This is a genomic window from Bacillus subtilis subsp. subtilis str. 168, assembly GCF_000009045.1.
GTDB classification, from domain to species: domain Bacteria; phylum Bacillota; class Bacilli; order Bacillales; family Bacillaceae; genus Bacillus; species Bacillus subtilis.
In genome coordinates this window covers 1,168,193-1,182,407 of sequence record NC_000964.3, presented here as the reverse complement: position 1 = coordinate 1,182,407, position 14,215 = coordinate 1,168,193, and the positions used below count along the sequence as shown (strand labels likewise).

Below are 14,215 nucleotides of genomic sequence, written 5' to 3'. Positions count from 1 at the left end.
GCCGTTTTCATGCTATTTTTTCTCGTATGTCCATCCATTTTCCTGATACACTTTTCCGTTTTTCATCAAATGGCCCAGCGCGCGTTTAAAGGCGGCTTTGCTCATATTAAAACGTTCTCTGATATCGTCAGGCTGGCTTTTGTCACTGTACGGCATGGCACCGTTTCTCATTCTCATATACGTTAGAATGCACTCAGCATCAACTGACATTGCATCCTGTTTTCTCGGAAGCAGCGACAAGTTGACTGAACCGTCTTCTTTCACTTGAATCACCCGGCCTGTGACTCTTGAACCCAGTCTTGGCTCCTCTTTTCTTTCTGACGGGTGAATAAAACAGCGGATACCGTCATCCGTGATCACGAATGAACCCGATGCGATCAGCCTGTACACCGTACCTGTCAGCTCTTTATTCATCAGATCTTCTGAAGCGTCGGTAAACAGTTCGCTGATGATATCTTCCGGCGCTGGTTTCGCAAACATGCGCCCCCGGTTCGTCACCTTCAGCATACAGTAAAGTTTGTCCCCTTTTTGCGGCCAGACATCTTCGTACGGCGGCAAATGCTCAGTTGCGACTAGTGCGTCCTTCGATAAACCGACATCAACGAAAACGCCCATATCTTCCACTTTATCCACCACTTCAACCCAGCCATATTCATCCGCGCTGATGATCGGAATTTTCATCGTGGCCGCAAGCCTTTCCTGCTGGTCTACGTATATAAAGACTTCTACTTCGTCTCTGTCCTCGATATCCTCAGTCATTTCACTGTTATGTAAGAGAATCGTATCTTCCCCATCGGTTAAAAAGTAACCGAAGTCGGTTTGGTGATCTATACTCAAGGTTAATTGCTGCCCTGGTCTCATGCTATCGTCCTTCCTGTTCCGCTTATTCTCTGCGGATTTTGTTAACATTTTTTCCAATCATCACAAATTGATTCTTTGTTCTGTTGGAAGTTTCTCTTTATTCTACTATAATCAACACATAAGTTAAATGTTATGGAGGTTTTCATATGGCAAAAGAAAGTTCATTTGATATTGTATCCAAGGTGGAATTGCCTGAAGTGCAAAACGCAATCCAAATCGCACTGAAGGAAATCAGTACCCGATATGACTTTAAAGGCAGCAAAAGCGACATTTCTTTAGATAAAGAGGAGCTGGTCCTCGTTTCCGATGACGAATTCAAATTAAGCCAGCTGAAAGATGTGCTGGTCAGCAAATTGATTAAACGAAACGTACCGACAAAAAACATTGATTACGGCAAGGTTGAAAACGCGTCAGGCGGAACGGTGCGCCAGCGTGCAAAGCTTGTTCAAGGCATTGACAAGGACAACGCAAAAAAAATCAATACGATCATCAAAAACTCCGGACTGAAAGTAAAGTCTCAGGTGCAGGATGATCAAGTGCGTGTCACCGGAAAAAACAAAGATGACCTGCAGCAGATTATCTCAGCTGTACGGGGAGCAGATCTGCCAATTGACGTTCAATTTATAAATTTCAGATAAATTTTCTGATTCCTATTGATTATTGTCTTTATTTTCGGTAAATTTGGAGAAAGGGAAAAACGCCAGATATCTTTTGGCACTTCCTGACACGAAAATTTCATATCCGTTCTTATCAAGAGAAGCAGAGGGACTGGCCCGACGAAGCTTCAGCAACCGGTGTAATGGCGATCAGCCATGACCAAGGTGCTAAATCCAGCAAGCTCGAACAGCTTGGAAGATAAGAAGAGACAAAATCACTGACAAAGTCTTCTTCTTAAGAGGACTTTTTTTATTTCTCTTTTTTCCTTGCTGATGTGAATAAAGGAGGCAGACAATGGGACTTTTAGAAGATTTGCAAAGACAGGTGTTAATCGGTGACGGCGCCATGGGGACGCTCCTCTACTCCTATGGCATTGACAGGTGTTTTGAGGAGCTCAATATTTCAAAGCCGGAGGAAATTCAGCGCATACATAAAGCGTACGTTGAAGCGGGAGCCAACATTATTCAAACGAATACGTACGGAGCCAACTATATTAAATTATCCAGACACGGGCTTGAGGATGACATCAAAAAAATGAATCAGGAGGCCGTAAAGATCGCGCGGGCTTCAGCAGGCGATGCATACGTGCTTGGAACGATGGGCGGCATACGCACATTTAATAAAAACGCATACAGTCTTGACGAAATTAAGCGCAGCTTCCGCGAGCAGCTGTATCTGCTGCTGCATGAAGAGCCGGATGGCTTGCTGTTAGAAACATATTATGATTTGGAAGAAGCCCGTGAAGTGCTGAAAATCGCGCGCAAAGAGACTGATCTTCCGATTATGCTCAATGTCTCCATGCACGAGCAAGGCGTATTGCAGGACGGAACGCCGCTTTCTGACGCATTGCGCTCGATTGCGGATCTCGGAGCTGATATTGTCGGCATTAACTGCCGCCTCGGCCCTTATCACATGATTGAAGCGCTAAGCGAAGTGCCGATTTTTGATGACGTATTCTTATCCGTTTATCCGAACAGCAGTCTTCCTTCGCTTGAAGAGGGACGGCTCGTCTATGAAACAGACGACACGTATTTTCAAAACAGCGCGTCAGAATTCCGTAAGCAAGGTGCGCGGATTATCGGCGGCTGCTGCGGCACAACGCCGAATCACATCAGGGCGATGGCGGAAGCGGTTGGCGGGCTGGCTCCGATTACGGAAAAAGAAGTCAAAACCCGGGCGAAAGAATTCATTTCTGTTCATCACGAGCGAACCGAGCCCGGCCTGGATGAGATCGCAGCGAAAAAACGCTCTATTATCGTAGAGCTGGACCCGCCGAAAAAACTAAGCTTTGACAAATTTCTGTCCGCTGCTGCTGAATTAAAAGAAGCGGGAATCGATGCCCTGACACTCGCCGACAATTCTTTGGCGACCCCGCGGATCAGCAATGTTGCCTGCGGCGCCCTTGTCAAGCAGCAGCTCGATATGCGTTCCCTTGTCCATATTACGTGCCGTGACCGTAACATTATCGGCTTACAGTCACATTTAATGGGCCTTGATACGTTAGGGCTGAATGACGTGCTTGCTATTACAGGTGACCCTTCTAAAATCGGGGATTTTCCTGGGGCGACGTCTGTATATGATTTAACATCTTTTGATTTAATCAGGCTGATCAAACAATTCAATGAAGGTCTGTCTCTGTCTGGAAAACCGCTCGGCAAGAAAACGAATTTCTCAGTTGCCGCCGCATTTAATCCTAACGTCCGCCATCTGGATAAAGCGGTAAAACGGCTTGAGAAAAAAATAGATTGCGGCGCAGATTATTTTGTTTCTCAGCCTGTCTATTCCGAGCAGCAGCTTGTCGATATCCATAACGAAACAAAACATCTGAAGACGCCGATCTATATCGGCATCATGCCGCTGACAAGCAGCCGGAATGCCGAATTCATCCATAATGAAATTCCCGGCATTAAGCTGTCTGATACGATTCGCGAAAAAATGGCCCATGCCGGTGAAGATAAAGAAAAGCAAAAGGCGGAAGGCCTTGCAATTGCACGCTCCCTGCTGGATACGGCATGCGAGCTGTTTAACGGCATCTACTTGATAACGCCTTTCCTCAGATCTGACTTAACCGCTGAGCTCACATCATATATTCAGCAAAAAGATGAGCAGCGCCAAAATATCTTTTTGCATTAATTTCCAAAAGACTGCCTGATCGAATCGGGCAGTCTTTTTCAACGAGATTCGTGTTACGATATAGAAAAACAATCATGAGGAGGAACATTATGCTCGAAGTCAAAACCATTTCCGTGGAAGATACATATGAAATCCGGCATCGCATTCTGCGTCCCCATCAATCCATCGAACAATGCAAATATAAAGAGGATCACGCAGAAGGCTCCTTTCATCTCGGCGTGTTTTATGATGGAACGCTGATCAGCATCGCTTCTTTTTCCCCGCAAAGTCAGCCTTTATTAACGGAAGCCTCTGCGTATCGGCTGAGAGGCATGGCAACGCTCGAGGGATATCGCGATCAAAAAGCTGGAAGCACGCTGATCAAACACGCGGAGCACAAACTGGCGGAGAGCGGCGTTCAGGCGGTATGGTGCAACGCAAGACACCATGTCAAGGGCTACTATGCCAAGCTTGGCTGGAAGGAACTTGGCGAACCATTTGACATTCCCGGCATTGGCAATCATATTGTCATGTACAAAACACTTAGAACAAGCAGGTGATCTTATGGACGTAGTAGATGAACTGATTAAGCTTCATGAAGAACACGTTTCCGGCTTATTGCGGCTTTGCGGGCAAGCCGGGTGGCCGGATTATGGCGAACAAGAGCTGAAACTGCTTGTTCAGCAGGGACGCTTTTTCGGTTATCAAAATGTCAGCGGTGATATTATTTCCTGCATCGGCTTGTTTTTGTTTGGCCGTCTTACTTCTATCGGCCTTGTTATCGTTGACAAGGAATATCAACGGCTCGGTCTTGGCCGGCGTATGGTAAACGCCTGTATTACCCAAACGGATGAAAACACCGCCATCAGGCTTTGCGCCACAAAAGAAGGTTTGCCGCTTTATGAAAAAGCAGGTTTTCATACGGCAGGTTCAGTGCGAAAGTACAGCTGTCACAGTTTTCAACCTTATACAAAAAAGCTTGATGCTGAACTGACATCCTTTAGAGAACAAGACTTTCACGACTTAACCGCGGCGGATCTGGCTGCCTTTGGCGGAGATCGATCAAACCTTTTGCAGCAGCTTATTTCTGCTTCATGCGAATGTATCATCGCCAGAAATCAGGACGGACAGCTCATTGGCTACGGACTTTCTGTACAGACACCGGCCAATTTGAAATTCGGCCCTATCATCGCTCCATCATCAGATGTTGCAGCACAGATAATTACAAGGCTGGCGGCCGGCAAACAAGGGCCGATGCGAATCGATATACCGAGTGAACACACGTCTCTGCATGACAGCCTGATAGAAATGGGATTTCATAAAGATGATGAACCTCCGATTTTGTTCTATCAGAAAAAAGCGCCTATTCAAAATGGACACTTATATGCTTTGATTTCACAGGCTCTCGGTTAACCCTCTTTTTTCCCGAACAGGTATCTTCTGTTCGGTTTTTTGCTGTCTGATCGCTGAATAAACGAAGCCATCAGGGACATTCTAAGCAGAAGAAAAGGAGTGTGCTCTGAGATGGAATCATCAAAACAAAATAACGGAATGACGATTGTGGCAATCGGTTCAATCCCTTTAATATTAACCCTAGGAAACTCGATGCTTATTCCGATTTTGCCAAAAATGAAATCTGAACTTCATTTATCACAATTTCAAGTCAGTCTCGTGATCACAGTATTTTCCTTGATTGCAGCATTTGCGATTCCGATTGTCGGTTATCTCGCAGACCGATTCTCAAGGAAAGTCATCATTATTCCCTGCTTAATTTTGTATGGTGCCGGCGGTTTGTTAGCCGGGTTTGCGGCAGGTTTTTTTGACAATGCCTATCCTTGGGTCATGGCAGGACGAGCGTTACAGGGAATCGGGGCAGCCGGAACCGGCCCAATTGCCATGGCACTGACGGGAGATCTGTTTAAAGGCGCCCAGGAGAGCAAGGTGCTCGGCCTTGTTGAAGCTTCAAACGGCATGGGGAAAGTGCTATCGCCGATCATTGGCTCGCTGATCGCCCTGCTTGTCTGGTATGGCGCGTTTTTTGCCTTTCCTGTGTTTTGTATCATTTCGATCGTACTGACTTGGATTTTTATTAAAGAAAAGAAAAAGGAAAAAGAACCGCCACCAATCGGACAATATGCAAAAGGGCTGTTAAGTGTCTTTAAACATGAAGGCAGATGGCTGTTTACCGCTTATTTAGCCGGTGCGACCTGTTTGTTTACTTTATTCGGCATCCTGTTTTATCTCTCAGATGTTCTTGAAAAAACATACGACACCGACGGCGTGAAAAAAGGCTTAATTTTAGCGATCCCGCTTTTGGTTATGTGTGTGACGTCCTATACAACAGGAAGCAAAATCGGGCAAAAGCAATCGTTAATGAAAAAGCTGATCGTACTTGGATTGGCGTTCATGACCGTATCCTACGCGGCACTGTCATTCATTGAAAATCTTGTCCTTTTTATCAGTGTTCTTGTACTGAGCAGTATAGGCTCAGGTCTTGTCCTTCCTTGTGTGAACAGTTTCATTACCGGGGCTGTCGGCAAAGAAAGACGGGGATTTGTCACCTCGCTGTACGGCTCTGTACGTTTCTTAGGGGTAGCGATCGGTCCTCCGATTTTCGGCCGCCTGATGCAATGGTCCAGACCCGGCATGTTTTTAAGCATCGCGGGATTGACTCTCGTTGTCGGGATTCTTGTGATGATGCTCATCCATGTGAAGCAAAACAATGAAGAAACAAAAGAAAAAGAAGACCCTAAAATGGCTGGCAATCGGCTCCAGCCCGCTGAGGAAAGGTAGCACCCAGTGTGAAAATTGTACGGATTGAAACCTTTCCGCTATTTCATCGATTAGAAAAGCCATACGGAGATGCCAATGGGTTTAAACGATATCGGACTTGTTATCTCATCAGGATTATCACCGAAAGCGGGATAGACGGCTGGGGAGAATGCGTTGATTGGCTCCCTGCTCTCCATGTCGGTTTTACGAAGCGGATCATCCCATTTCTATTAGGAAAACAGGCTGGCAGCCGCCTGTCATTAGTGCGCACGATTCAAAAATGGCACCAGCGGGCGGCCTCCGCTGTAAGCATGGCGCTGACAGAGATTGCAGCCAAAGCTGCGGATTGTTCGGTTTGCGAATTATGGGGCGGGCGATACAGAGAGGAGATTCCTGTGTACGCGTCTTTTCAATCGTACTCAGACTCCCCGCAATGGATCAGCCGCTCAGTCTCCAATGTTGAAGCCCAGTTGAAAAAAGGTTTTGAGCAAATCAAAGTCAAAATTGGCGGGACTTCATTCAAGGAGGATGTCCGGCACATCAATGCGCTGCAGCATACAGCAGGCAGCTCCATTACGATGATTCTGGACGCAAACCAAAGCTACGATGCCGCTGCGGCTTTTAAATGGGAGCGCTATTTCTCCGAATGGACGAACATTGGCTGGCTTGAGGAGCCTTTGCCCTTTGATCAGCCGCAGGATTACGCTATGCTTCGAAGCCGTTTGTCTGTTCCTGTTGCCGGCGGAGAAAACATGAAAGGCCCGGCGCAATATGTGCCTCTCCTTTCACAGCGCTGTTTGGATATCATTCAGCCCGATGTCATGCATGTCAACGGAATTGATGAGTTTCGGGACTGCCTCCAGCTCGCGCGTTATTTCGGCGTCAGAGCATCCGCCCATGCATATGACGGATCGCTCTCACGGCTCTATGCTTTATTTGCACAAGCCTGTCTGCCCCCATGGTCTAAAATGAAGAACGATCACATTGAACCGATCGAGTGGGACGTCATGGAGAATCCTTTTACAGATCTCGTCAGCCTGCAGCCTTCAAAAGGAATGGTCCACATCCCGAAAGGAAAAGGCATTGGCACAGAGATCAATATGGAGATCGTCAATCGCTACAAGTGGGATGGCTCAGCCTATTAAGCTGGGCCATTTCTTTATTTTGAGACATAAATAATGGACAGCCTCATAAAATGAAAACAGCGGACAAGTCTTTTCATAAAGGAGCAAATGACTTAATGGCTGAACTGCTGATGAAAGCAAAACTTACGTTTATGATTGTCGTAGGCGGCGTACTACAAGGACTCGGCATGTCCTTGTTTTTATTTCCGCATGATATTCCGACAGGCGGTGCAGCAGGTATTGCGGTGCTATTGCATTATCTGTTTCAAATCCCCCACGGATTTTCAGTGTGGGCTGTGAATGTATCAATGCTTTTTACCGCTTTAAAATGGCTGGAGATGAGAACATTCACCGGCACCCTCGCTTCTATCACCGTCACCTCTGTCTCGGTATTGATCTTTGATGCAGTTTTTCCTGATATCACATCTAACCTGTGGCTTGATCTGGCAAGCGGCGCAGTGTTATTGGGACTCGGAATCGGACTTTTATACAAATATAAAATTTCGAACGGAGGATTCGGAGCCCTTGCTCTGATGATTTCTATCTACCGCGGCGGGAATCCTGGAACGATCCTGCTCATCATGAATTGCATCATTTTTATGGTCACCGCGTCTATTATTGACTGGGGCATCGTCATTCAAGCCCTCATATGCCAGGTGATATCGACAAGAGTCATCGACTTCATCTACAACATCCGCCTGACCTCACTTCCCTATCTCACGCCTATGTACCGCCATAAAAAATAATAGGCAGAGGCTCTCTTCACGACGAGAGCCCCGCAGCCGCTATTTTACAGAAAAAAGGTATCGGATCTTAGCCCTAAACGCAGCGTTTCCAACGCGATGGCATCATGAAATGGAATATTGGCAAGATTCACATTCGGCCCGATTTTTTGAATAAACCCTTGCTGAAGCGTTTTGTTAGGCGCTTCAAAAATCAGCCTGTTGATATCAATATCCGAGGAAATGATGTCGTCAACAATTTGAAACCTGACATCGCCGCTGCTGGAACAGATCCCTCCCGTTCCGCTTTCTCTGGCTTCTGTAATCACTTTTTCCGCGCCCGCTTCCATATCCTCAACGATATATTCAAGCCATTCCTCAGAGCTTTGCCGGCTTGCTAATTCCGCATCCTTGCTGCCCACCTCACTGAGCACAAGAAATTCATCAGAAAAATCGGCAATGTAAGCCGCTTTCTCTTTATTTGTCATCGGGAGCGTACCGTTTGAAATCTCAATATATTCACAGCCGAAATAGGTGCAGTACCGATGAAATTCATTCACTTTTTTCTGGCTTACGTACTTTTCAAACAGTGTGCCGCCAAAGAAAAATGTAATGTCATGTTCTTTCAGTGTGCTGATTTTTTCTTCAAGATCTTTCGTAAGTAATGATGTGCCCCAGCCGAATTTCACAAAATCAATATAGTCGGACGCTCCGGCTATCGCATCTTTGAAAAATTGCAAGGGATAGCCGTTATCAATTAAAATGGACTGCCCGGTTTCTCTCGGCTTGTTTGTTCTCACTGGCAATTCTAGTGAAAAATCATTCATATTATGACCCTCTCTATCGTTGGAACTTCTCCATCTTGTTTCACTTTCATCACGAAATCGCCCGTCAGTTCTTTTGTACAGTAAACGATGTCTTCCGAATCAAACAATGGCTGGCGGCAGTCAAAAAACTTCTCCGCAACAGAAGAGCCTTTTATTCTTTCAATCGCCTCCGCAGCCGTTACCACATTTGTCCCTTCAATGATGCCTTTGATATACTCCGCACATGCCATATCGTCATCACCGGATGGATGGGAAGCCACTATGTTTATGACACAATCGTTTGCGACGAGCTTTTTCACATGCTGTGCCGTTGTTTTGGCATTGGAAAATCCAGTTACGAACAGATGCTTTGCGTTCAGCGCCCCCAATGCTGCTGTGACGCCGTTTGTTGTTTTCTGGATCAGGCTTTTATCCGTCATATTCTGCCCAGCCATACGTTTTGGAGAATTATCTAAATCAAATCCGCTGATACCGACCCCCTTTTCCTCTCCCGTCAAAACATAATCCGGATAGGTGTCTTTCAGCGCAAAGGCTTCATCAGCTGTCCGGACCAACAAAATCTCTTTCGCCCCGCCGATAAACGCATAATGGGCGACCGTAAAGGCTCTGATGACATCAATGACGATGTTAATGTCCGCCGGGGCAAGCGAATGATGATGCCCCTGATAAATGGCAATCGGCATACTACCTCTCCTTGGGCATAAAACCATTTTGCTAAAAAGCATATTCAGCCGGGCTCTTAATGGTTCCGCACCTCATTTTAGGCGGGCGCGGCACCTAAAACCTGAACCTTTATGCAAAAAATGAATAGTCTGCCTATAACTCGATCAATAGATAAAAAAAGCAGATGCAAACGGGGGGAAAACATTGAACGAAACCATCACATATGACACTTGGAACGACATGCTGTCCAAACAGATAACGGATCAATTGATCGATGAGCTCGATGTGTTGAAATGGGCTTACCGAACGTACGGAGAAAAGATTGTGTACGCCTGCAGCTTTGGCGCAGAAGGAATGGTGCTTCTCGACTTAATATCAAAAATCAACAAAAACGCACACATCATCTTTTTGGATACCGGGCTTCATTTTCAGGAAACATATGAGCTGATCGAGACCGTCAAAGAACGATATCCGGGATTTGCAATCCAGATGCTCGAACCCGAGCTGAGCTTAACAGAACAGGGGACGAAGTACGGCGGAGAGCTGTGGAAGCATAACCCGAACCTCTGCTGCCAATTGCGGAAAATCGAACCGCTCAAAAAGCACCTGTCCGGCATGACAGCTTGGATTTCAGGACTGCGCCGGGATCAGTCACCAACGAGAAAGCATATTCAATACGTAAACCTGGACCAGAAGTTTGAGCTCATCAAAATTTGCCCGCTTATCCACTGGACATGGGATGACGTTTGGACGTACATCCGCCTGCACAATTTGCCTTATAACAAACTGCACGATCAACATTATCCGAGCATAGGCTGTGAAATGTGTACACTGCCTTCCCCGGACCCGAACGATGAGAGGGCTGGAAGATGGGCCGGACGGGAGAAAACAGAATGCGGCCTGCATCAAGAATAGCGGATGGCAGGTTCTTGATGTGAGAATCGAAATGATGTTAAGGCGCTGATGTCAAACTTTCATTAAGTGCAGAAAAGAAAACAAGGAAACGTATAAATGGAGGTTGAACACGTTGAATGGAAACGAACCCCACGGAGGGGTATTAATCAACCGCTGTGATCCCGCATGCCATTTTGAAGGGTGCGCGTGCCAAGCAGAGCTGGATCAGCTTGCACTGAGTGATCTGGAGCTTATTGCGATCGGCGGCTACAGCCCGTTAACAGGTTTTTTGGGAGAAAAAGATTATCATTCCGTTGTGAAAGAGATGAGGCTGGCAAACGGCTTGCCGTGGAGCCTGCCGATTACGCTGCCTGTCGGAGAAAAAACAGCAAGACAGCTGTCTGCCGGAGATCACGTCAAGCTTGTGAAAGACGGTGTTACCTACGGCATGATCACAGTCACCGATATATACCAGCCTGATAAAACACAAGAAGCACTGTCTGTTTTTAAAACAAACGATCCTGCCCACCCAGGCGTAAAAAAATTGCTGGCGCGCCCGGATTACTATATCGGAGGGCCTATCACGGTCAGCAGCCTGCCTGACAAATCTTTCGAACAGTTTTATGCAACGCCCGCTGAAACAAGAGCGGCCTTTCAAAAACTCGGCTGGAAGACGATTGTCGGCTTTCAAACCAGGAACCCTGTTCACAGAGCGCATGAATACATTCAAAAAACAGCGTTAGAAACGGTCGACGGTCTGCTGCTTCACCCACTTGTCGGAGAAACAAAGTCAGACGATATCCCCAGCGATATCAGAATGGAGAGCTACCAGGCTTTGCTTAATCACTATTATCCAAAGGATCGTGTCATGTTATCGGTTTTCCCTGCCGCCATGCGTTATGCAGGTCCGCGGGAAGCGATTTTCCATGCGCTCGTCCGAAAAAATTACGGCTGTACCCATTTTATTGTAGGCCGTGATCACGCGGGTGTCGGCAGCTACTATGGAACATACGACGCCCAAAATATTTTTCAATCATTCACAGAGGAAGAGCTGGGCATCAAGCCGCTGTTTTTTGAGCACAGCTTTTATTGCCGAAAATGCGGAAACATGGGCACCTCCAAAACATGTCCGCACAGCCCGAGAGACCACATCCACTTATCAGGCACAAAAGTGAGAGAGCTTCTCCGCCAAGGCAAAAAGCCGCCTAAAGAATTCAGCCGGCCTGAGGTCGCAGCCGTGCTGATCAAGGGACTTCACCAACAGCCTGTTGCCATCAAGCAAAACAGCGGGGAATTGCAATGACACACAATCCGAACATCATTTGGCATCCCGCTGCCATCTCAAAGTCTGACAGACAGTCCTTAAACGGACACAAAAGCTGCGTCCTTTGGTTTACAGGTTTGTCCGGCTCCGGAAAATCGGTGCTGGCCAATGCTGTCGATGAAAAGCTTTACCGCAAGGGCATTCAGAGCTACGTGCTTGACGGTGATAATATCCGCCACGGCTTAAACAAAGATCTTGGATTTCAGACTGGTGACAGGATTGAAAACATCCGCCGGATCGGAGAAGTGGCGAAGCTGTTTGTCGACAGCGGGCAAATGATTTTAACGGCTTTTATTTCTCCATTCAGAGAGGATCGGGACATGGTTAGAGCGCTCTTTCCTAAAGGTGAGTTCTTCGAAATTTATGTGAAGTGCCCGCTGCATGTTTGTGAACAGCGCGATCCAAAAGGGCTTTATAAAAAAGCGCGAAACGGAGAGATCAAACATTTCACCGGGATCGATTCTCCGTATGAAGCGCCGCTTTCACCCGATTTCATCATTGAGTCTGACCAGACCTCTATTTCCGATGGAGCTGATCTCATCATTAACGCACTGCAAAACAGAGGAATTATATAAAAAACCCGATCAATGTCGGGTTTTTTCTTATGAGTTGGAGAACTGCGCAATCAAACTGTTGATCTTCTCTTTTTCCTCATAAAATGCTCCGTGCCCGCTGTTTGCAAACGGAACCAATTCCGACTGTTTGATGCCGCGCTTCAATTCTTTCGCAAAATCAAACGGCGCAATTCTATCCTTTCTCCCGTGCAGGATCAGCGTCGGCACCTTGATTGCAGCAAGTTCCTTTCTGAGATCTTCGTCTCTTAATGCGATGCCCGAGTGGATCGTCCCGTAGGAGGAAGCCTCCAGCATCAGATTGAGAAACCACTGCCTAAGCTCTGGAGACACTTTTTTCTCAAAAAACTGTTTCCCTAAATCAGCCAGTGTTTTGGGCCGATCAGCTTTGAACAATTCAATCATATCGTCAATATCCTGCTTCCTCATCCCGTACGGATAACCCGGGCGTTTTGTAAACGCGGGGGCCGCCGCAGACAGTAAAATCAGCTTATCAACATCGGCTCCTTCATGCCTTGCCATATAACGGATTGCAATTGCGCCGCCCATTGAAAAACCGGCAAGAATCGCATTCTCAAGCTGCAGCGTATAAATGACTGCTTTCACATCATCGGCCATCGTGTCATAATCGTAGCCTTCCCAAGGGCGGTCAGATTGCCCATATCCCCGCAAATCAACGCCGATAAAACGAAATCCCCTTTTCGGAAGCTCATTCATTTGATATTCAAACATCTTATGATTCAACGGCCACCCGTGCAAAAAGATGATCGGCCTTCCATGTCCGATATCCTCTACAAACAGTGTCACATGCTCCTCGGTTTTGATGTAATGCCCCATTCCGCATTCCTCCTGTTCCCTTTGGCTTTTTCGGCCTGTAAACGCCTTGACGTATAGGAAGCTTTCCATTTATGCTTACAAAACAAGCGGGCTGCTGTACCAAGAAAAGGCTCTTCACGATTTACTATATGTATCAATTTCCTTAACGATCTATTAAATTGAACCCGGAAGCCTCTGTTTTTCGGGCAGCAAAGGATGTCATCACATGAATAAAATCGCAATTCAAAAACCGAACATACCGGAAAACCTGCAAACCGCAGATTTTCATGATGCCGTGACACAGGATGATGTAATCAGCATGCATTTGTTTGAAGATTGCACCATCTGCGGCGAAGATATCGAAAGACTATGTGTTGAAAAAACGGTATTCAGAAATGTCGTCTTTATCGATGTGTCTTTTCGGCATATTGAACTGACCGATGTGATCTTTGAAAAATGCGATTTATCAAACGCCGATTTCAGCGGGGCTGTCATTCACAGAACTTCAGTTAAGCAGTCAAAAATGGTTGGAATGAATGTGGCGGAAGCAACGCTGCGGAATGTTTCATTCGAGGAATGCCACGGACATTTCAGCTCATTTTCGTACTCAAATATGAAACAAGTTCGATTTGATCACTGTGCTCTTATGCAAAGTGAATGCAGCGATACGGTGCTCCAGCAGACACACTTTGACGGATGCGAATTGGAAGGCGCCAGCTTTACCGGCACGTCCCTTCAAAACATGGACATCAGCACGTGCCGTTTTGAACAGCTTCATGTCTCCCTCGACAAATTGAAAGGCTGCAAAATCGCACCTGAGCACGCGATTGCCTTCGCCAGGGCACTGGGAGCTGTCATCGTATAACCAAAG

At 46.6% G+C, this 14,215-nt stretch carries 15 protein-coding genes and 1 other RNA gene; 12 read left to right on the top strand and 4 right to left on the bottom strand.

Going from position 1 to position 14,215, the window contains the following annotated elements; genetic code table 11:
- Positions 1 to 12 precede the first annotated feature (12 nt).
- Positions 13 to 909 carry an RNA-binding protein gene (gene yitL, locus BSU_11030; RefSeq protein ID NP_388984.1) on the bottom strand — a complete coding sequence of 299 codons (897 nt, stop codon included), beginning with the start codon at positions 907 to 909 and terminating at the stop codon, positions 13 to 15.
- Positions 910 to 1,007: 98 nt separating this feature from the next.
- On the opposite strand from yitL, the gene yitK reads away from it, so the two are divergent.
- The 8 genes from yitK to yitE all read left to right on the top strand — a co-directional run bounded on the left by yitK (position 1,008) and on the right by yitE (position 8,272).
- On the top strand, positions 1,008 to 1,499 hold the full coding sequence (gene yitK / locus BSU_11020) for a putative RNA or cyclic d-GMP binding protein (protein NP_388983.1): 492 nt from the start codon (positions 1,008 to 1,010) through the stop codon (positions 1,497 to 1,499).
- Positions 1,500 to 1,605: 106 nt separating this feature from the next.
- An RNA gene (gene mswK, locus BSU_misc_RNA_12) (S-adenosylmethionine riboswitch) lies at positions 1,606 to 1,723 on the top strand.
- 89 nt (positions 1,724 to 1,812) lie between these two features.
- Positions 1,813 to 3,651, top strand: coding sequence for a bifunctional homocysteine S-methyltransferase using (R,S)AdoMet and methylenetetrahydrofolate reductase [NAD(P)H] (gene samT / locus BSU_11010; protein NP_388982.1), 1,839 nt, complete (start codon positions 1,813 to 1,815; stop codon positions 3,649 to 3,651).
- A gap of 89 nt (positions 3,652 to 3,740) precedes the next feature.
- Positions 3,741 to 4,190 carry a putative N-acetyltransferase gene (yitI, locus tag BSU_11000; protein NP_388981.2) on the top strand — a complete coding sequence of 150 codons (450 nt, stop codon included), beginning with the start codon at positions 3,741 to 3,743 and terminating at the stop codon, positions 4,188 to 4,190.
- Between the two features lie 4 nt (positions 4,191 to 4,194).
- On the top strand, positions 4,195 to 5,043 hold the full coding sequence (gene yitH / locus BSU_10990; RefSeq protein ID NP_388980.1) for a putative N-acetyltransferase: 849 nt from the start codon (positions 4,195 to 4,197) through the stop codon (positions 5,041 to 5,043).
- 111 nt (positions 5,044 to 5,154) lie between these two features.
- Entirely contained in the window at positions 5,155 to 6,423 is a 1,269-nt protein-coding gene (gene yitG / locus BSU_10980) for a putative efflux transporter (protein ID NP_388979.1), read from the top strand.
- Between the two features lie 8 nt (positions 6,424 to 6,431).
- Positions 6,432 to 7,547, top strand: a complete 1,116-nt coding sequence (gene yitF, locus BSU_10970; RefSeq protein NP_388978.1) for a putative enolase superfamily enzyme (isomerase / dehydratase) — start codon at positions 6,432 to 6,434, stop codon at positions 7,545 to 7,547.
- Positions 7,548 to 7,642: 95 nt separating this feature from the next.
- A complete protein-coding gene (gene yitE / locus BSU_10960; protein ID NP_388977.1) occupies positions 7,643 to 8,272 on the top strand; it encodes a putative integral inner membrane protein in 630 nt (209 codons plus the stop codon).
- Positions 8,273 to 8,316: 44 nt separating this feature from the next.
- On the opposite strand, the gene slpS is transcribed toward yitE, so the two are convergent.
- On the bottom strand, positions 8,317 to 9,075 hold the full coding sequence (gene slpS, locus BSU_10950) for a 2-phospho-3-sulfolactate synthase (RefSeq protein NP_388976.1): 759 nt from the start codon (positions 9,073 to 9,075) through the stop codon (positions 8,317 to 8,319).
- On the bottom strand, positions 9,072 to 9,758 hold the full coding sequence (slpH, locus tag BSU_10940; protein NP_388975.1) for a 2-phospho,3-sulfolactate phosphatase (sporulation related): 687 nt from the start codon (positions 9,756 to 9,758) through the stop codon (positions 9,072 to 9,074). Before slpH ends, slpS begins: the two co-directional genes overlap by 4 nt.
- A 184-nt stretch (positions 9,759 to 9,942) precedes the next feature.
- Here slpH and yitB point away from each other — a divergent pair, with 184 nt between their 5' ends.
- The 3 genes from yitB (at position 9,943) to yisZ (ending at position 12,531) form a co-directional block, all read left to right on the top strand.
- A complete protein-coding gene (gene yitB / locus BSU_10930; protein ID NP_388974.2) occupies positions 9,943 to 10,653 on the top strand; it encodes a putative phospho-adenylylsulfate reductase in 711 nt (236 codons plus the stop codon).
- Positions 10,654 to 10,765: 112 nt separating this feature from the next.
- Positions 10,766 to 11,935 (top strand): putative sulfate adenylyltransferase, encoded by a 1,170-nt coding sequence (yitA, locus tag BSU_10920; RefSeq protein ID NP_388973.2) that lies wholly within the window; start codon positions 10,766 to 10,768, stop codon positions 11,933 to 11,935.
- Positions 11,932 to 12,531 carry a putative adenylylsulfate kinase gene (yisZ, locus tag BSU_10910; protein NP_388972.1) on the top strand — a complete coding sequence of 200 codons (600 nt, stop codon included), beginning with the start codon at positions 11,932 to 11,934 and terminating at the stop codon, positions 12,529 to 12,531. Before yitA ends, yisZ begins: the two co-directional genes overlap by 4 nt.
- A gap of 27 nt (positions 12,532 to 12,558) precedes the next feature.
- Here yisZ and yisY read toward each other — a convergent pair whose 3' ends face one another.
- Positions 12,559 to 13,365 carry a putative acyl hydrolase or peroxidase gene (gene yisY, locus BSU_10900; RefSeq protein NP_388971.1) on the bottom strand — a complete coding sequence of 269 codons (807 nt, stop codon included), beginning with the start codon at positions 13,363 to 13,365 and terminating at the stop codon, positions 12,559 to 12,561.
- A gap of 205 nt (positions 13,366 to 13,570) precedes the next feature.
- Between yisY and yisX the strand changes: the two genes are divergently transcribed.
- Positions 13,571 to 14,209: a hypothetical protein gene (gene yisX, locus BSU_10890; RefSeq protein NP_388970.1), complete on the top strand. Its 639-nt coding sequence runs from the start codon at positions 13,571 to 13,573 to the stop codon at positions 14,207 to 14,209.
- Positions 14,210 to 14,215 lie beyond the last annotated feature (6 nt).